Origin of the sequence: Bradyrhizobium sp. SPXBL-02 (assembly GCF_051853065.1) — a bacterium.
Lineage (GTDB): Bacteria > Pseudomonadota > Alphaproteobacteria > Rhizobiales > Xanthobacteraceae > Bradyrhizobium.
In genome coordinates, this window is the sequence record NZ_CP182474.1 from 780658 (window position 1) to 797782 (window position 17125).

Genomic DNA, 17125 nt, shown 5'->3' on the forward strand with positions numbered 1-17125 from the left:
CCCGGCTGGCGACGCCAGGAAGACGAAGTGGCGCGCCTTCCGGATCTGGCCTTTCGAAGGCGCGGGCGCATGCTGAATGAGACAAACACGGAAGGACTGATATGACGATCACCATCGCAGCGAGCAGCGTGCCGAAGCCGCCGGCTGATATCATTAAAGGTTTCAGGGACGCGCCGACCTCGGTGATTTCGGACAACCTCGGCCGGCTGCCCGGCGCGGTCGGGCTGAGGCCGTATCATCGCGGCGGCAAGCTGGTGGGAACGGCCTTCACCGTGCGCACCCGGCCCGGCGACAATCTCGCCATCCACCGCGCGCTCGACCTGGTCGGGCCCGGCGACGTCATCGTGGTCGACGGCGGCGGCGACGAGACGCGCGCGCTGATCGGCGAGATCATGAAGAACATCGCGCAATGGCGCAAAGCCGAAGGCTATGTGATCGACGGCGCGATCCGCGACGTCGCGGCCTTCGCGGCCGACGACTTTCCCTGCTACGCCCGCGCGGTGATCCATCGCGGTCCGTACAAGAACGGCCCCGGCGAGATCAACGTGCCGGTGACGATCGGCGGCAGCGTGATCGCGCCCGGCGACATCGTCGTCGGCGACGAGGACGGCGTGGTTTCGTTTCCCGCGGCCGGCGCGGCCGCCCTGCTGGAAGCGGTGCGCGTCCAGGTCGCGCGCGAGGAGGAGACGCTGAAGGCGATCCGCGAGGGCCGTTACCAGGGTGCTTACGGCAAGGCCTGAGCTGCGGAGTGTAAAGGGGAGGATGACGTGAGCCAGAAGGACGAATTCCACAATCTCGACGACGCCAGCGACGGCCTCTTCCGCGAGCTCGCCGCCGGCGTGACCACGCGCATCTTCTCCGGCGAGCAAGCGATGCTGTCGGTGGTGACACTGGCGCCGCATGCGCAAGGCACGCTGCATCATCATCCCGAAGAGCAATGGGGCGTGCTGCTCGACGGCTCCGCCATCCGCGTCCAGGGCGATGAGGAAATCCCGGTCAAGAAGGGCGATTTCTGGCGCACGCCAGGGAACGTGCCGCACACCATGCGTGCCGGTCCCGACGGCGCCCGCGTGCTGGACATCTTCAGTCCGCCTCGGCCAGAATACAGAAAAGCAGGGTCAGGCTTCGGCACGACCTAAAGCGCCTTGCGCTTTAGCCTATTTTCTTGAGCATGATCTTTTCGGAAAACCGCTGCACACTTTTCCGGATCATGCTCGAGCGCCACAGAGCAAAAAGCCGGGCGCAACAACAAGGGAGGGGACCATGACGATCACACGACGCACGCTCTTGGCCGCACCGGCCATCCTCGCGATGGCACCGGCAGCAGCGCAGGCCGGCAAGATAACGCTGGTGGTGCCGTTTCCGCCTGGCGGATCGACCGACGCGATGGCACGGCTGCTGCAGACGAACCTGCAGACCAAGCTGGGTCGCATCGTCGTGGTCGAGAACAAATCGGGCGCGGCCGGTGCGCTCGGCGCGGCGCAGGTCGCCAAGAGCCCGGCCGACGGCTCGACCTTCCTGGTGACGTTCGATTCCCATGCGGTGATCCCGTCGATCCTCGACAAGCCGCCGGTCGATGTCGAGCGCGAGCTGATGCCGGTGCTGCTGATCGGCACCGCGCCCTACGTGATCGCGGCCGGCGCCGGACGCCCCTACAAGAGCTTTGCCGACGTGGTCGCCGCCTGCAAGGCGAGCCCCGGTGCGGTGAAATACGCCTCGGTCGGCATCGGCACGCTCGGCCATCTCGCCATGACCGTGCTCGGCAGCAAGGCCGGCGTCGAGATCATGCACGTGCCCTATCGCGGCGGCGGGCCGGCCATGAACGACGTGCTCGGCGGCCATGTCGATCTCATCGCGGGATCGGCGGCGCTGGTCGCGGCCCAGCTCGGGACCAACATGCTGCGCCCGATCCTGCAGCTCGGCCGCGAGCGGCTGCCGGCCTTGCCGGACACGCCCACCGCGATCGAGGCCGGCTTCCCCGATTTCGAGACGCTGGCATGGTGGGGCATCTTCGCCCCGGCAGGTACGCCTGCCGACGTCGTCGCGGCCATGGCGACGGCATCCAAGGAGATCCTGAGCGAGCCCGCGACCGCCGCCCAGCTCAAGGACACCCAGCACATGACGCTGCTGCTCCAGGACGGCGCCACCTTCAAGACCTTCTTCGACAAGCAGGTCGCCTATTGGGGCAAGGTCGTGAAGGACAACAATATCAAGGCGTGAGATCCGCCCATGCCCGGGATTGCCATCCCGGGTCCAGTGCGCTCGCGCGGGCTTGCGCGTCAGAGCATCTTGCCGACGATCTTCGTCATATCTGCCGCCGAAAACGCGCGCAGCGTTTCGGTGCGGACATTGCCGAGTGCGCTGAGACTAAGGCTGAGTGACATCGCGGCAGCCTCATCCGGAGCCTCGAGAACGGTCACAACGTCATATCGTCCCTGCGTCCAGACGATCTCTTTCACAGTCACGCCGAACGTTTTGGCCATCTCCTTGAAGGCTTCGGCCCGCTTCGGCGAGTCCTTGACGTTTCGGACTCCCTGATCAGTGAAGTTTCCCAGCACGACATAAGCTACCATGGTCGTCCTCCCTGGTTAGAACTTGAGGAAACCGCGCCGAGCTTGCCACGGTGGCTGAGACAGCGCTAGTTGCGCGTTGGAACGTCAGCAGATGCGACTTATTCGGTCAGGACAACGGCCGTGCGAAACTGAGCTCATGGCCGTCGGGGTCGGTGAGATGGAAGTAGCGCTCGCCCCATTCGGCATCGCGCGGCGTGGTCGACGGCTGCCATCCTGCCGCGAGCGCCTGCTCATAGGTGGCGTCGACATCGGCGACATAGAAGATGACGCGGCCCCACCAGGACCAGCGCTTGTCGTCCGGCTGCGCAGTCAGGTTGAGATAGCCGCTGCCGGCGCGAAAGCTCGTGAACGCAGCGGCTTCGCCGCCATACAGGAGCTCGAACCCCAGCGAACGGTAGAAGTGCACGGCGCGCCCCATGTCATGCGTGCCGAGCGTGATGGCGCTGATGCTTTCGATCATGTGAGCTGCTCCGTCGAAGGGGTCCGGGCGCGATTGTACTGCCGCCGTGTTCAGCTTGACGATGGATCTCGCCCGTCTTGCGGCTGGCGAACCGTATCCTGCTCTGCTATGACCGGATTGAACCCGTAGCCACGGGTTCCGCGGTCCCGTAGCTCAGCCGGATAGAGCGACGGTTTCCTAAACCGTAGGTCGGAAGTTCGAGTCTTCCCGGGATCGCCATTTCCTTGTCCGGCTGCTTCGTCTGTCGCCCTGCCGAGGGCTGCGCGACGGTCGATGTCAGTCCAGATGCCGACAATTGCGCCGCTGCCCATTTGATTGTAGCATTTCGCGTCAGAGCATCAGTCTATTGTCGATGCAGCCGAAGATTGATTTGATGGCGCGCCGCGGATCAGCGCCGGCCCGCCCGATATTCGTGGTTTGCAGCGGATGACTTTTCAACGCGACAATGCGGCTTTCGAGCACTGGCTGCGCAAGCAATGCGACGTCGTTGACGCGGACCTCGCCCACAAGCACGAGCGGATGCAGAAGGATGCGTTCACGTTCCTGCGCGCGACGTTCTTTCGCTGGGCGCGTCGCATCGAGAAGCTCTGTCCCAAGCTGAAGGATGCGCCCGCCGTGCTGTCGGTCGGCGACACCCACATCGAAAATTATGGGACCTGGCGCGATGCCGAAGGCCGTCTGGTCTGGGGCATCAACGATTTCGACGAAGCCGCGGTCATTCCCTATCCGTTCGATCTCGTCCGCCTTGCGACCAGCGCGCGGCTCGCACCGAAGGCGCGGACCTCTAATCGCAATGCGGCGGCGGCCATTCTCGATGGCTATCGCGAGGGGCTCGCGAACCCGCGCCCGTCGCTGCTGGACGAGGAGGAGAGCTGGATGCGGCCCTTCGTGGCCTGCTCCGACGAGGAACGGCGCGACTTCTGGCACGAGCTGGAGGACTATCCGGATGCGGAGCCGCCTTCGCAGGTTGCTTCGGCGCTCAGAAAGAACCTGCCCGACCATGCCGAGCTGGAGCGGTTCGCTTCGCGCAGGAAAGGCGGCGGCGGCCTTGGCCGGCCGCGCTACGTTGCGATCGCCACCTGGGATGGCGGCAAGATCGTGAGGGAAGCCAAGGCGCTGGTACCCTCCGCCTGGGATTGGGCGCACGGCATGAACGGCAAGCCGCGCTTTCTGGACGTCGCCCGAGGAGAGTTTCGGGCGCCCGATCCGCATCTCAAGTTGAAAGGCGGCTACATCATTCGTCGCATTGCTCCCGATCAGCGCAAGCTCGAGCTCAGCAATCGCAGTCATCCGCGGCTGAGACTCGATCTGCTCTGGGCCAAGGGATTCGATCTCGGCGCGATTCATGCGGGAACGGGCGGCGCCAGACCCAAGATCGAGCACGATCTCGATGGACGCAAGGACGACTGGCTTCACAGCGCCGCAAAAGTCGCCGCCGCGGACGTCCAGGAGGACTTCGAGGAATGGCAGAAGGTCCGGCTGCCGTGGACACCTGATACCCAGGATTGACGTGCGAGGCGCCGGCAGGCGGTTTGCAAGCGCTGGGAGCGTAACCGGCATGCGCTCCGATTTGCTCAGCGGGCGCGAAAATTGCTAACAGGGACAATTGCAGGGACCTGCCCGGGTCTCCTGCCTGTAATCCTGCCATACCCAGCCACATCCCGGAGACCATTGATGCCTTTCGACCTGATCCTGCGCGGGGGGCGGGTGATCGACCCGTCCCAGAAGCTCGACGCCGTGACCGATGTCGCCTTTGCCGGCGGCAAGGTCGCCGCGATCGGCAGCGCCCTCAAGGCGGATCCGGGCACCGAGGTGCGCGACGTCTCGCAATTCATTGTGTCGCCGGGGCTGATCGATCTGCACACCCATGTCTATTGGGGCGGCACCTCGCTCGGCATCGATGCCGAGGAGTTCTGCCGCCTCTCCGGCGTCACCACGGCGGTCGATACCGGCAGCGCCGGACCCGGCAATTTCGCCGGCTTCCGCAAGCATGTGATCGAGCCGAGCCAGGTCCGCATCCTCGCTTATTTGCACGTCTCGCATGCCGGCATCTTCGGCTTCTCGCACCGGATCATGGTCGGCGAGAGCGAGGAGCTGCGATTGATGAATCCGGTCGAGGCGGCCGAGGTGGCCGATGCCAACCGCGATCTCATCGTCGGCATCAAGGTGCGCGTGGGCCTGCATTCCTCGGGCACCTCGGGTGCGGTGCCGCTCGACATCGCGCTCGAGGTCGCGAACGAGGTCGGCATGCCGCTGATGGCGCATATCGACCATCCGCCGCCGAGCTATGAAGACGTGTTGGCGCGACTGCGTCCCGGCGACGTGCTGACCCATGCGTTCCGCCCTTTCCCCAACACCCCGGCGACGGCGCAAGGCACCGTGAAGAAGGCGGTGCTGGAGGCGCGCGAGCGCGGCGTGCTGTTCGATATCGGCCACGGCAAGGGCTCGTTCGCGTTCAAGACCGCGCGTGCCATGCTCGCCAATGGTTTCTATCCCGACACCATCTCCTCCGACATCCATCAGCTCTGCATCGACGGCCCGGCCTATGACCAGGTCACGACCATGTCGAAGTTCCTGTGCATGGGCATGGAGCTGCCGGATGTGATCGCGGCATCGACGGTGAATGCGGCGATGGCGCTGCGGCGTCCCGAGCTCGGCAGCCTCAAGCCCGGCAGCGTCGGCGACGCCACGCTGATTTCGGTGAAGCAAGGCCAGTTCGACTACGAAGACGTCGTCGGCGAGCACCTGATCGGTGATCGCAAGATCGTCTCAGAGGGTGTCGTCATCGGCGGGCGCTGGTGGCATCCGAATTGACGATCGCTAGCCCCGCTCGCGATAGAATTGCAGCAGCCGCGCGCCCGCCGGCGAGAGCCAGTCGGGTGCGCCGGTGATGTAGCCTTCGACGCGGCTGCTCGCTCCGACCAGATAGGTGACGGGCATGCCGACGAGCGGGAACATCGCCCTGGAAGCTTCGGCTGCCGCGCCGTAGGCATCGGCGTAACACGCGAGGTTCTGCACGGCGAGGCCGCCGAGAAATGCGCGGATCTTGCGCAGGTCTTTGGTGTCCGTGCAGATCGCGACCACGTCGAGCGGCTCGGGCCGCGAGGCTGCAAGGCTTGCGAGCATCGGCAGATCGAGCTTGCAGGCCGCGCACCAGGTCGCCCAGAAATTCACCAACGTGATGCGGCCGGGCTTCGCCGTCACGATGGCATCCCGGCCGTGCAGGTCCTGAAGCCTGAGCTGTGGCATCGGGGCGCGCGGCCGAACCAGTGTGAACTGGCTGCGTCCGGCCTCGAACATTGGCGGCCAGCTGTCTTGCGCGCGGCCGGCGGGCGGGATGGCGAGAGAGGCTGCCGCGGCCATCAGGATCGATCGACGCGACAGCGTCATGCCTTCTCGCGCCGCCTCACGCATGGATATAGGCCCAGCCCTTCAGTTGCAGATCGACGACGCGCCCGATCCCGAACGGGACGAGGCTTGCGCCCGGGATCAGCGGGATGGAGATCTGCTCCTTGGCTTCCGCGATGGTCTTGGACGAGGCGCACATGCTGAAGGTGAGATTGGGCAGCGACTGGCGCAGCGTCGCGAGCGGCTCGACCAGCGGCGTCTTGTCCGCCCGGAAGACGTCGATGCCTTTGCCGTTGGCCACGACCTCGATCAGCAATCGCGCGCCCCTCTCGGCAAAATGCTTGGAGAGATTGGCCGAATAGCTGATCGCGTGACCCATGACGTAGGGCTCGTTGCTGTCGATCAGGATCACGACGCCCTCAGCGAGACGATCCTCCTTGGCCGCGGCGGTGCCGCCGGTTGTGAGGACCGCGGTGCCAGCGAGCAGGCTTCTGCGGGACCATGCAGAGATCATGGCGTTCCTGCCGCTCAGAACTGGCGCGGCGCGATCGGCGCCTTGCTGCCTCGTCCCCACAGCACGAACAGGCTGAGCGCAAGCAGGACGGTGTTGAGCGGCGCTACCTCGGCTTCGCCGCGCGAGAGGTGGAAGACAAGCGCAATGACCTGCAGCACCGCGCAGCCGAGCGCGGCGAGCACCGTCAGCCGCGGCAGGATCCGCGTCAGCGCCGGCAGCAGGATGCCGATCCCGCCGGCGAGATCGACCAGCGCAATCGTCCGGACGAACGTTTCGGAATACTGACCGGCCCACGGCATCATCGCGGCCAGCTGGGGAATGGGCGTGGTCAGCTTCACGAAGCCTGCCGAGACGAACACGGCGGAGAGGGCGACCTGCGCGGCCCAGAGGCCGATGCGAAGGGACCGGCCGGGAGCGGCGGTTTCGATGGTGGTGGCGGACATGGGGTTCTCCGGAATGTGAAGGTTGCCACCATCTGATAGTTTCGCCGCATTTGATCATTCTGCGCTAAAGGAATTATTCATTTCCTGGATGTTGATGATCTCATGGATACTCTGGTCAGCATGAAGGTGTTTTGCCTGGTCGCGGAGCTGAAGAGCTTTGTGACCGCGGCGCAGCGCCTGCGCATCTCGCCTGCCATGGCAAGCAAGCACGTGATGCAGCTCGAGAAGCGGCTCGGCACGCGACTGCTCAACCGGACCAGCCGGCGCGTCAGCCTGAGCGAGAGCGGCGCGCTCTATTTCGAGCAGGCGAGGCAGATGCTGGACGCGCTCGACGAGGTCGAAGCCGCCGTCAGCAAGGCGACGGTCGTGCCGCGCGGCACGCTGCGGCTGACCGCGCCGGTGTGGATGGCTAACAAGATCTTCGCGGGCGTGCTGGCGGACTATCTGGCCCGTTATCCGGACGTGCGCCTCGACGTCGATCTCAGCGGCCGGATGGTTAACCTCGTCGAGGAGGGATTCGATCTCGCACTTCGGGCGACAGCCGCGCCCGACGAGGCGCTGATCGCGCGGCCCATCACCGGCGTTCCGTTCTACCTGGTTGCCGCTCCCGCCTTCCTCAAACGCGCGGGCCGCCCAAGGACCTTCGCCGATCTCTCCGGCCAGGCGTTGCTGCACTATGCGCTTTATCCCGGCGAGAGCTTCTCCTTCCAGGGCGAGCACGGCCCCGAGACCGTCAAGCTCAACCCGGTGCTGCGCAGCGGCAACGAAACGCTGCTGCACATGGCGGCGCTGGAAAGCATGGGCTTCGCCTTCCTGCCGAAATGGCTGGTCACCGAGGACATCGCCAGCGGACGTCTCGTCCACGTCCTGCCCGACGAAGTCATCTTCGAGGGTCGCCTGCTCGCGGTCTATCCCAGCCGCAAATATCTGTCCGCGAAGGTGAGGACCTTCATCGACTTCGTCGCCGCCGACAAGCGGATGAGGTGACCGGATAGTGCGACCACTCGTCAGTCGCGCCCCGCCTCGATGATTGCCTTGGCGAGCCGCGCCGGATCGGAGAAGCACAGCTCGTGGCTTCCCGCAACCTGCACCAGGCGGAACAGGCCGAGCTTCTCCGACAGGCGCGGATGCCAGCCATGGCTGTGCGGCAGCGCGGTATCCTCGGTGCAGTTGATGTAGGATTTGGCCAGCGGCATCTCGGCCGGATTGCTCTTGAGCGCAATCTTGTCGGTGAAGGTCGCGAGCGGATGCGGATTGAGCACGTCATAGGCGCGCTGCGCCGTCTCCAGATCGGCATCGTTGATGAACGCCTCGCGCCAGATCGGGAAGGGCAACACCACCGAGCCGTCGCCGCGCTCGGCCGCAATGGCGTCGAACAGACCAACATAGCGCGGCGGCACCATGTCGTTGAGGCACTCGCCATTGTTGGGCACGAAAGCGTTCCAATAGACCAGGCGGCGGATGCGCTCCGGCGCGAGGTCGGCGACCCCCGTGATGACCATGCCGCCATAGGAATGGCCGAGCAGGATGACGTCCTGCAGATTATTCTCCGCAAGGTAGTCGGCGATCGACTGGATCGCTTCCTTCAGCCCGGTCGTCTTGGCATCGCCCGGACGGTTGCCCTTGATGGTGGGGGTATGGACCTGATGGCCGGCTGCGCGGATCGGCGCGGCGACCGGCTCGAGCTCGGCACCGGTATGCCAGGCGCCATGGACAAGAACGAAGGTCGACATGTTGTGGCTCCCTCGGAAGACTGCTTAGATCGGTGCGGCGATGACCTTGCCTGGATTTGCCGGCTGAACGCCGGTCGACGTTGTTGCCGCCATACTGAACCGCTGGCGCGTTGCGCGCTTGTCCGACGGTGAACCGGATTGGTCCTGGAGCGAACTGATGGAGCAGCTCAATTCCGAAAGCCGGCCCCGCCGTTTGGTCTGGGACACCGGCGAGACGCGGCCGGAGGAGCAATTCTCCTACTATCGCGAAGCGATCTGCCAGGCATTCATGAACCTGACGCCGGAATCGGCAACCACCTCACGCTTCCCGGCCAAGGTCGAGGCGATCAAGATCGGCAGCGGTGCCATCAACCGCGTGGTCTTTCCCGAGCACACCGTGCATCGCTCGCGCGCCGATATCGCTGCGTCGACCGAAAGCTGCTTCTATCTGAACTTCAAGCTAGCCGGCCGCTGCCGCGTGGTCCAGGGCGGCTGCGACGTCAGCCTGTCGCGCGGTCAGGTCGGCATCTGCGACAGCGACCGGGAAGTGACCTTGTTGCATGATCGCGGGCCGACGCTGCAGGTTGCATCCTTCTGGGTGCCTTCGCGCGAGCTGCGTGATCGGCTGCCGCCATCCTTCGACTTCAGGGTGGAGCGTGTGTCCGACGATCCCTTCGTCGGTCATCTCATCGTCGAGACCGCGCGATCGCTGAATGCCGGCGCGCTGCGGATGACGGAAGGCGAAGCCGTCAGGCTGTTCGGCGTGCTGCTCGATCTTGTCGCGCTGAGCCTGTCGCGCCGCGCGCGTGCGCAGACGGCCGAGGCCGCCAGCTTTGCCGACGCGACCGTGCTCGCGCTCCGCCGCGCCGTGCACGAGCGGCTCTCCGAGCAGCGCCTTGCGGTTGCGGACGTCGCGCGTGCCATCGGCATCAGCGAGCGCTACGTGCACAAATTGTTCGAGCGCGCAGGCACCACATTCTCGGACTACGTCATGGATCGTAGGTTGGACGGCGCGGCACGTGACCTCAGCGATGCTGCGAAGGCGGACCAGGCGATCGGCGCCATCGCGTTCGACTGGGGCTTCTCGGACCTCTCCCACTTCACCCGCCGCTTCAAGCAGCGCTTCGGCTGCCGGCCGCGCGACTGGCGCGCGCGGTGATCTACATCGACCTGACCTATAAGGATCTGGCGATCAGCAGCTTCATGATCTCGTTGGTGCCGCCATAGATCTTCTGGATGCGGGAATCGATGAAGATGCGCGAGATCGGGTATTCCTGCATGTAGCCGTAGCCGCCGAACAGCTGCAGGCATTCGTCGGCGGTCTCGACCTGCTTCTCCGAGCACCAATATTTCGCCATCGAGGCCGTCACGGTGTCGAGGTCTTTTGCGACCAGGCGCTCGATGCACCAATCGACGAAGACGCGCGCGATCATCGCCTCGGTCTTGCGCTCGGCCAGCGTGAAGGCGGTGTTCTGGAAATCCATCAGCGGCTTGCCGAACGCCTTCCGCTCCTTGGTGTAGTCGGTGGTGAGCTTGACCGCGCGCTCCATCGAGGCCACGGCGCCGACCGCGAGCGCAAGCCGCTCCTGCGGCAATTGCTGCATCAGCTGGACGAAACCCTGGCCCTCCTCCTTGCCGAGCAGGTTTTCCGGCGGCACCGTCACGTTGTCGAAGAACAGCTCCGAGGTGTCGGAGGCGTGCAGGCCGATCTTTGTCGAGGTTGCGCCCGCGCTTGTAGCCGTCCGCGCCCGCAGTCTCGACCACGATCAGCGAGATGCCCTTGGCACCTTGCTCGCCGGTGCGCGCGACCACGATGACGAGGTCGGCGGCCTGGCCGTTGGTGATGAAGGTCTTCTGCCCGTTGATGACGTAGGAATTGCCCTGTTTCTTGGCCGTGGTCTTGACGGCTTGCAGATCCGAGCCGGTGCCGGGCTCGGTCATGGCGATGGCGCCGACCATCTCGCCGGACGCCATCTTCGGCAGCCAGCGTTTCTTCTGCTCCTCCGAGCCGTAATTGAGGATGTAATGCGCGACGATGGCGCTGTGCACGGAGACGCCGGTGGTCAGCTTCGGCACCGTGCTCTCGAGATCGTCGAGCACGGCGGCGTCATAGGCGAACGTCGCGCCGAGGCCGCCATATTCCTCCGGCACGCTCGCGAGCAGCGCGCCCATCTCGCCGAGCCCGCGCCAGGCGAAACGATCCACCATCTTCTGCTCGCGCCATTTCTCTGCATGCGGGGCCAGGTCCTTGGCGAGATATTTGCGGAACTGGTCGCGGAAGACGTCGAGCTCTTCGGTCATCCAGGAGGAGCGGTAGGGCATGATTACCTCGGTTGATGCGGCGTTCCGGCTTGGTAAGCCAGCGAACCGCGGCAATTATTGTGTTTTCAGGCTGCGCCGGTGACGCTACCAAGGCGCCGGTAACAGCGTCTATCGGGATGTCTGATTGTGGCGATCAAAACCCAGGAGCTCAAGCTCGACATCGAGCGCATCGGCACGGTCTCGGCGATCCTGACGCAGCCGACCCATGCACGCGCCTGCTACGTCCTGGCGCACGGCGCCGGCGCAGACATGCGGCATTCCTTCATGGAGAAGGTTGCAGCCGGCCTTGCCGAACGCGGCATCGCGACGTTCCGCTTCAATTTCCCCTACATGGAAGAGAAGAAGGGACGTCCCGACCAGCCGGCGGTCGCGCACGCCGCCATCCGCGCAGCGGTCGCGGAGGCGGCGCGGCTCTGTCCCGGGCTGAAGCTCGTTGCCGGCGGGAAATCCTTCGGCGGCCGCATGACCTCGCAGGCGCAGTCGAAGTCGCCGCTGCCCGATGTCAAAGGGCTCGCTTTTCTCGGCTTTCCCCTCCATGCCGCCAAGAAGCCGTCATCCGAGCGCGCCGAACACCTTGCCGCCATCGCGATCTCCATGCTGTTCCTGCAAGGCACGCGCGATGAGCTTGCCGATCTGAGCTACCTCAAGCCTGTCGTCGAGAAGCTCGGCCCGAAGGCGACGCTGCATGAGGTCGCAGGCGGCGACCATTCCTTCGCGGTGCTGAAGAAATCCGGCCGTACCAATGACGAGGCGCTCACCGAGGTGCTGGACACGCTCGCGGCCTGGATCGACGCGCTCGCCTGAGGCTCACGCGGAATAAAGCCCCCTGTCGCGCGCCTTCTGGATGGCGAGTGCGGCGATCAGGTCGAGCGTCGGCGTCGACAGGCCGGCGGTGCGCGCGAAGGCCTGGGGCGCCTTCACCAGCACGTCGATCTCCATGGCGCGGCCGAGCTCGTAATCCTGCAGCAGCGATGGTTTGTGGTTGGGGGCAGGGCCGCTGCGGCTGGCGCGCTTGACCTCGGGAATGAAGTATTGGGCGATCTCGTTGGCCTCGTTCAGCATGCGCGGAATCACCTCCGTGAAGGCGGGGTCGTCGCGCACGCCGCGCGCGGTCTGGCCGGTGAGCAGGCACAGCACCGACAGCGACATGTTGGTCAGCAGCTTTGACCAGATCGCCTCGCGGATCTCGGCGACCGGCGGCGATTCCAGCCGCGCGTCGTTGAAGACACCGCGCAGCCTGGTGATGCGCTCGCAATTGCGGTCGTCGCACTCGCCGATCAGGAGACGGTTGCGGTCCGGCGTCAGGTTCTGCACCACGCCGGGCGCGATCACCTCGTTGGATGAGAAGACCACGCCGCCGACGATCCGTTCCTTCGGGATGCAGGCGCGCAGGCGCCCGCCGGGATCGAGGAATGAAATGTCCGGCGGCGCCGGGTGCCGCGGCGGCAGGCCGATGCCGTACCACCAGGGAATGCCGTTCTGCGCAAACACGATCGCAGTGTCGTCCTGGAGCAGCGGCTTGATGCTGGAAACCAGCCCCTGAAGCGCGGTCGCCTTCAAGGTCGAGATCACGACGTCCTGCGAGCCGAGCTGGGCCGGATCGCCTGACGCGTTCACCTTGGCGCCGACCTCGGAATCGCCGACGCGCAGCTTGAGGCCATTGGCGCGGGCCGCCTCCAGATGCGCCCCCCGCATCACGCAACTGACCTCATGGCCGGCGCGCGCCAGCCGTACCGCAATGTGGCTGCCGACGGCGCCTGCGCCGAAAATGCAGATGCGCATATTGATATCCCGTATCCATCCCGTGGTGTCGCCCGCAGCCAGCATGACACAAGCCGCCATGCGATGGACGCGGCCGCCCTACGCCGGAAAGATATGGATCAGGGCCCGCGCCCTCGGCCATAGTGCGCGGCAAACAACCGGAGGACCGCCGATGACTGCCAGCCCCGTCCTGTGGAGCCTCGATGAACGCGGGGTTGCGACCGTCACGTTGAACCGGCCGGAGGTCAACAATGCCTATGACGGCGCGCTGATCTCAGGCGTGCTCGCGGCCATGGACGACCTCGGCAGCAAGCCCAATCTGCGCGTCGTCGTGCTCCGGGGCAACGGCAAGCACTTCCAGGCCGGTGCCGATCTCAAATGGATCAAAAGCGTGCGGCCGCAATCGAGCGAGGCGAACGAGGCGGCCTCGCGGGCGACGTTCGAAGCCGTGCAGCGGCTCAACACGTTGCCGATTCCCACCGTCGCGCTGGTGCAGGGCGGCTGCTTCGGGGGCGGTACCGGCGTCATCGCGGCCTGCGACGTCGTGATTGCCGCCGACAACGCCCTGTTCTCGATCACCGAGGTGCGCTGGGGCCTGACCGCCGCGATCATCATCCCGCAGCTCTGCGATGCCATCGGCGTCCGCCAGGTCCGTCGCTACGCGCTGACCGGCGAACGCTTCGTCGCCGAAGATGCCCGCCGCATCGGCCTCGTCCACGAGGTGGTGCCGCTCGCCGATCTCGAGGCCGCAGGCGCCAAGGTGGTCGAGCAGCTGCTCGCCAACGGACCGGAGGCGATGGCCGAGACCAAGCGGCTCGCGCTGGAGAGCTCGTTCGGCGGCATGGCGGTGGACGATTCGGCGTATACGCGGCTCGTGCAATTGCACTCGCTCAAGCGCCAGAGCGCCGAGGCGGCGGAGGGGCTTGCGTCGTTCGCAGAGAAACGGGCGGCGAACTGGGGCGGTGGCAAAGGTTAGGCGTCAGCAGCCGCGGCAGATATTGTTGATGCTGCGGTAGACGGCGTCGTCGTCCTGGCGCAATTGGCGCAGCGTTTCGAGCGTCGTGCTCTCAGCCGCCGGCGCGGCCGGCTTGCGCTTCGCTGCCAGCTCTTCCTCCTGCTGCTTGTAGCAGGCCTCGCGGTCGGCCTTGGCCGGGATGAAGCGGCAGTTTTGCTCCACGGCTGCGGCGGGAGCGGCCGAGAGCGCGAGGGCAGTAAGAGCGGCGAAGCAGTACCTGACGATGATCGAATTCATGGCCGCACTTGTCTCAGGTTCACCGATGGCGAGCAACCGCGATCTTGCGGGCATGAGGACCGCCGGCTAAGTCGTGATCCAGTTCGAACCAGATTCCGGGAAGGAACGCGCCATGCCGGCCATGACGATCGATGAACCAGCGCGCAAAGTACCGCTCTATGGCGAGTATGAAGTCGTCGTGCTCGGCGGCGGTCCGGCCGGCATCGTGGCGGCAGCCGCAGCGGCGCGCGCCGGGCGGAAGACGTTGCTGATCGAACGCTACGGCTTTCTCGGCGGCATGGGCACCGCGGCCGGCGTCACCAACTTCTGCGGCCTGCACGGCAATGTCCATGGCGAGCACCGGCGGCTGGTGCAGGGCATGGCCTCGGAGCTGCTGGCGCGGATCGATCGCTTGAACGGCCTCAACGCGCCGCATCTGATTCTCGGAAAGGTCTATGCCCAGGCCTACGACACCGCCGCCTACAAGATCGCGGCCGACGAGCTGCTCGCCAGCCACGGGGTGAGTATCCTGTTCCACGCGCTCGGCGCCGGCGTCGTCATGGCTGATGAGCGCCGCATCGACGCGATGCTGGTGGAGACCAAGGCCGGGCGCCAGGCGGTGCGCGCGGAGATCTTCATCGACTGTTCCGGCGACGGCGATCTCGCCGAGTGGGCCGGCGCGCCGTTCGAGATCGGCGACGAGCATGGCCATCCGCTCTATCCCTCGATGATGCTGCGTCTCAACGGCATCGATCCCGCCAAGGCCGGCGAGGCCTGGCGCACCATTCCGCAATTGATGGAGAAGGCGATCGCCGCCGGCACGCACAGATTTCCGCGGAAAAGCGCGATCGTGCGGCCACAGAAATCCGGCATCGAATGGCGGGTGAATTTCACCCAAGTGGCGCGCGAGGATGGTCACGCCATCAACGGAATCGAGCCCGACGATCTCACCCGCGGCGAGATCGAGGGCCGCAAGCAGGCGCTCGCCGCGTACGAATTCCTGCGCAGCGCGGTGCCGGGTTTTGAGAATTCCTACATCGTCGACCTGCCGCCACAGCTCGGCATCCGCGAGACCCGCCGCATCAAAGGCGGCTACCAGCTCAGCGGCGAGGACGTGCTTCGCTGTGCCTCGTTCGCGGATTCCATCGGCGTCAACGGCTGGCCGATCGAGGCCCATGTGCCCGGCGACGTCGTCTTCACCTTCCCGCCGATCCCGGAATCGCGCGGCTATAACGAGCTGCCTTACCGGATGCTGGTTCCTGAAGGCGTCGACAATCTCCTGGTCGCCGGCCGCTGTGCCTCGATGACCCACGAGGGCCAGTCGGCCGCGCGGGTCTCCGGTGCCTGTTTCGCGATGGGTGAAGCCGCCGGTTCCGCCGCCGCGCTGGCGCTGTCCGGAAACCGGATTCCACGCGAAATCCCCATTGAAAAATTGCAGGAAACGTTGAAACAACAGGGCGCCTTCATCGGAGGGGACCAGGCGGTGCCCGAAGGCCTGTAACGCACTGCAAGACAAAGCGGAGGAAACGGGATGATCGGGATTGCGCGGCTCGCGGTAGCGGGCCTGATGGCGATCATGGCAATGGGCACGGCGCGGGCCGAGGATGCGCTGAAAGCCAAGATCGGCGTGCTCCGCCTGTCTTCGTCGGCGCCGGTCTTCATCGCGGTGGACAAGGGCTATTTCCGGGAGGCCGGCTTGGAGGTCGAGCTGAAGTTCTTCGACGCAGCGCAGCCGATTGCGGTCGCCACCACCTCGGGCGACGTCGATTTCGGCGTCACCGCCTTCACCGCCGGGCTCTACAATCTCGCCGGCAAGGGAGTGCTGAAGGTGATCGGCGGCATGAGCCGCGAGAAGCCCGGCTACCCCTTGATCGGCTATTTCGCCAGCAACAACGCCTATGCGAGCGGCCTGAAGACACCGAAGGACCTCGCCGGCAAGCGCGTGGCGATGACGCAGGTCGGATCGAGCTTCCACTATTCGCTCGGCCTGCTCGCCGACAAATACGGCTTCAAGCTAGCGGACGTGAAGATCGTGCCGCTGCAATCGCTGTCGAATGCCGCCGCCGCGCTCAAGGGCGAGACCGTCGATGCCGCCTTGCTCCCGATCTCGACCGCGCGAAAGCTGATGGACGAGGGTGGCGCGAAATTTTTGGGCTGGGTCGGCGACGAGACGCCGTGGCAGCTGGGTGCGGTATTCGCTTCGCCAAAGACGCTGGCCAACAAGGCGCTGGTGACGAAATTCCTCGGCGTGCTCGCGAAAGCCGACCGCGAATATCACGACGTCATCCTCACCGCGATGAAGGACGGTGTCGCCCCGATCAACGAGCAGACAAAACCGCTGCTGGAGATCATCGCCAAGTACACCAACCTGCCGGTCGAGCAGGTGGTCGGCAACTGCGCCTATATCGATCCCGAGGGCAAGCTCGACGTCAAGAACGTCGACAACCAGATCAAATGGCTGCAGGAGCAGGGCTTCGCCGACAAGGGCTTTGATGCGGAAGCGATCATTGCGAAGGACTATGTGAAGGCGGATTGATGCTGATGATGCAGTCTCTCGCCGCCGGCTATCTGCCACCCTCCCCTGGAGGGGGAGGGTCGATCGCACCGGCGATGCGCAGCATCGTCCGGAGCGAGCGGGGTGGGGTGAGCCACAGCGGCGGTCTGTCCGTCGTTTGCTCCGCCCACGCGAGGAGAGTTCAAGAGCGGGCATCATCAGCGCTGTCGCGGATAGACCGTCACCCCACCCCGGTTTGCATTTCGC

General features: G+C 65.4%; 19 protein-coding genes, 1 tRNA gene and 1 pseudogene. 12 read left to right on the plus strand and 9 right to left on the minus strand.

Annotated features, from left to right (window positions below):
* Positions 1-101: 101 nt before the first annotated feature.
* The 3 genes from ACNJYD_RS03625 to ACNJYD_RS03635 all read left to right on the plus strand — a co-directional run bounded on the left by ACNJYD_RS03625 (position 102) and on the right by ACNJYD_RS03635 (position 2220).
* On the plus strand, positions 102-740 hold the full coding sequence (locus ACNJYD_RS03625) for an RraA family protein (RefSeq protein WP_439365383.1): 639 nt from the start codon (positions 102-104) through the stop codon (positions 738-740).
* Positions 741-767: 27 nt separating this feature from the next.
* Positions 768-1139, plus strand: a complete 372-nt coding sequence (locus ACNJYD_RS03630) for a cupin domain-containing protein (RefSeq protein WP_172786589.1) — start codon at positions 768-770, stop codon at positions 1137-1139.
* Positions 1140-1263: 124 nt separating this feature from the next.
* Positions 1264-2220 carry a tripartite tricarboxylate transporter substrate-binding protein gene (locus ACNJYD_RS03635; protein ID WP_212258845.1) on the plus strand — a complete coding sequence of 319 codons (957 nt, stop codon included), beginning with the start codon at positions 1264-1266 and terminating at the stop codon, positions 2218-2220.
* A gap of 59 nt (positions 2221-2279) precedes the next feature.
* Here the strand turns inward: ACNJYD_RS03635 and ACNJYD_RS03640 are convergent, their stop codons facing one another.
* Positions 2280-2573: a GYD domain-containing protein gene (locus ACNJYD_RS03640; RefSeq protein WP_172786591.1), complete on the minus strand. Its 294-nt coding sequence runs from the start codon at positions 2571-2573 to the stop codon at positions 2280-2282.
* 106 nt (positions 2574-2679) lie between these two features.
* The gene (locus ACNJYD_RS03645) at positions 2680-3033 is read right to left on the minus strand and encodes a VOC family protein (RefSeq protein ID WP_439365384.1); all 354 of its coding nucleotides are present in this window, start codon (positions 3031-3033) and stop codon (positions 2680-2682) included.
* A 142-nt stretch (positions 3034-3175) separates the two neighbouring features.
* Between ACNJYD_RS03645 and ACNJYD_RS03650 the strand changes: the two genes are divergently transcribed.
* From ACNJYD_RS03650 to ACNJYD_RS03660, 3 genes are all read left to right on the plus strand, one after another.
* A tRNA-Arg gene (locus ACNJYD_RS03650) sits at positions 3176-3252 on the plus strand.
* Between the two features lie 207 nt (positions 3253-3459).
* The gene (locus ACNJYD_RS03655; RefSeq protein WP_439365385.1) at positions 3460-4542 is read left to right on the plus strand and encodes a DUF2252 family protein; all 1083 of its coding nucleotides are present in this window, start codon (positions 3460-3462) and stop codon (positions 4540-4542) included.
* 165 nt (positions 4543-4707) lie between these two features.
* Entirely contained in the window at positions 4708-5847 is a 1140-nt protein-coding gene (locus tag ACNJYD_RS03660; RefSeq protein WP_172786594.1) for an amidohydrolase/deacetylase family metallohydrolase, read from the plus strand.
* Between the two features lie 6 nt (positions 5848-5853).
* Here the strand turns inward: ACNJYD_RS03660 and ACNJYD_RS03665 are convergent, their stop codons facing one another.
* The 3 genes from ACNJYD_RS03665 to ACNJYD_RS03675 are packed head-to-tail and all read right to left on the minus strand — an operon-like array spanning position 5854 to position 7338.
* Positions 5854-6447 (minus strand): redoxin domain-containing protein, encoded by a 594-nt coding sequence (locus ACNJYD_RS03665; protein WP_439365386.1) that lies wholly within the window; start codon positions 6445-6447, stop codon positions 5854-5856.
* The gene (locus tag ACNJYD_RS03670; RefSeq protein ID WP_172786596.1) at positions 6440-6895 is read right to left on the minus strand and encodes a DsrE family protein; all 456 of its coding nucleotides are present in this window, start codon (positions 6893-6895) and stop codon (positions 6440-6442) included. The genes ACNJYD_RS03665 and ACNJYD_RS03670 overlap by 8 nt, the downstream gene beginning before the upstream one ends.
* A gap of 14 nt (positions 6896-6909) precedes the next feature.
* On the minus strand, positions 6910-7338 hold the full coding sequence (locus tag ACNJYD_RS03675; protein WP_439365387.1) for a DoxX family protein: 429 nt from the start codon (positions 7336-7338) through the stop codon (positions 6910-6912).
* Between the two features lie 102 nt (positions 7339-7440).
* Here ACNJYD_RS03675 and ACNJYD_RS03680 point away from each other — a divergent pair, with 102 nt between their 5' ends.
* On the plus strand, positions 7441-8325 hold the full coding sequence (locus tag ACNJYD_RS03680) for a LysR substrate-binding domain-containing protein (protein WP_439365388.1): 885 nt from the start codon (positions 7441-7443) through the stop codon (positions 8323-8325).
* Positions 8326-8345: 20 nt separating this feature from the next.
* Here ACNJYD_RS03680 and ACNJYD_RS03685 read toward each other — a convergent pair whose 3' ends face one another.
* Positions 8346-9071 carry an alpha/beta fold hydrolase gene (locus tag ACNJYD_RS03685; protein ID WP_439365389.1) on the minus strand — a complete coding sequence of 242 codons (726 nt, stop codon included), beginning with the start codon at positions 9069-9071 and terminating at the stop codon, positions 8346-8348.
* Between the two features lie 157 nt (positions 9072-9228).
* Here ACNJYD_RS03685 and ACNJYD_RS03690 point away from each other — a divergent pair, with 157 nt between their 5' ends.
* A complete protein-coding gene (locus ACNJYD_RS03690; protein ID WP_439365390.1) occupies positions 9229-10209 on the plus strand; it encodes a helix-turn-helix domain-containing protein in 981 nt (326 codons plus the stop codon).
* A gap of 16 nt (positions 10210-10225) precedes the next feature.
* Here the strand turns inward: ACNJYD_RS03690 and ACNJYD_RS03695 are convergent.
* Positions 10226-11372, minus strand: a pseudogene (locus tag ACNJYD_RS03695) (acyl-CoA dehydrogenase family protein).
* Positions 11373-11498: 126 nt separating this feature from the next.
* Between ACNJYD_RS03695 and ACNJYD_RS03700 the strand changes: the two are divergent.
* Positions 11499-12176: an alpha/beta hydrolase family protein gene (locus tag ACNJYD_RS03700; RefSeq protein WP_439365391.1), complete on the plus strand. Its 678-nt coding sequence runs from the start codon at positions 11499-11501 to the stop codon at positions 12174-12176.
* A gap of 3 nt (positions 12177-12179) precedes the next feature.
* Here the strand turns inward: ACNJYD_RS03700 and ACNJYD_RS03705 are convergent, their stop codons facing one another.
* Positions 12180-13154, minus strand: coding sequence for a ketopantoate reductase family protein (locus ACNJYD_RS03705; protein WP_439365392.1), 975 nt, complete (start codon positions 13152-13154; stop codon positions 12180-12182).
* 151 nt (positions 13155-13305) lie between these two features.
* Here ACNJYD_RS03705 and ACNJYD_RS03710 point away from each other — a divergent pair, with 151 nt between their 5' ends.
* Positions 13306-14109 carry an enoyl-CoA hydratase-related protein gene (locus tag ACNJYD_RS03710; protein WP_439365393.1) on the plus strand — a complete coding sequence of 268 codons (804 nt, stop codon included), beginning with the start codon at positions 13306-13308 and terminating at the stop codon, positions 14107-14109.
* A 3-nt stretch (positions 14110-14112) separates the two neighbouring features.
* On the opposite strand, the gene ACNJYD_RS03715 is transcribed toward ACNJYD_RS03710, so the two are convergent.
* Entirely contained in the window at positions 14113-14385 is a 273-nt protein-coding gene (locus ACNJYD_RS03715; RefSeq protein ID WP_439365394.1) for a hypothetical protein, read from the minus strand.
* 112 nt (positions 14386-14497) lie between these two features.
* Here ACNJYD_RS03715 and ACNJYD_RS03720 point away from each other — a divergent pair, with 112 nt between their 5' ends.
* Together ACNJYD_RS03720 and ACNJYD_RS03725 are read left to right on the plus strand one after the other, a co-directional pair.
* On the plus strand, positions 14498-15865 hold the full coding sequence (locus ACNJYD_RS03720; RefSeq protein WP_439365395.1) for an FAD-dependent oxidoreductase: 1368 nt from the start codon (positions 14498-14500) through the stop codon (positions 15863-15865).
* A 30-nt stretch (positions 15866-15895) separates the two neighbouring features.
* Positions 15896-16900 carry an ABC transporter substrate-binding protein gene (locus ACNJYD_RS03725; RefSeq protein ID WP_439365396.1) on the plus strand — a complete coding sequence of 335 codons (1005 nt, stop codon included), beginning with the start codon at positions 15896-15898 and terminating at the stop codon, positions 16898-16900.
* Positions 16901-17125: the final 225 nt, after the last annotated feature.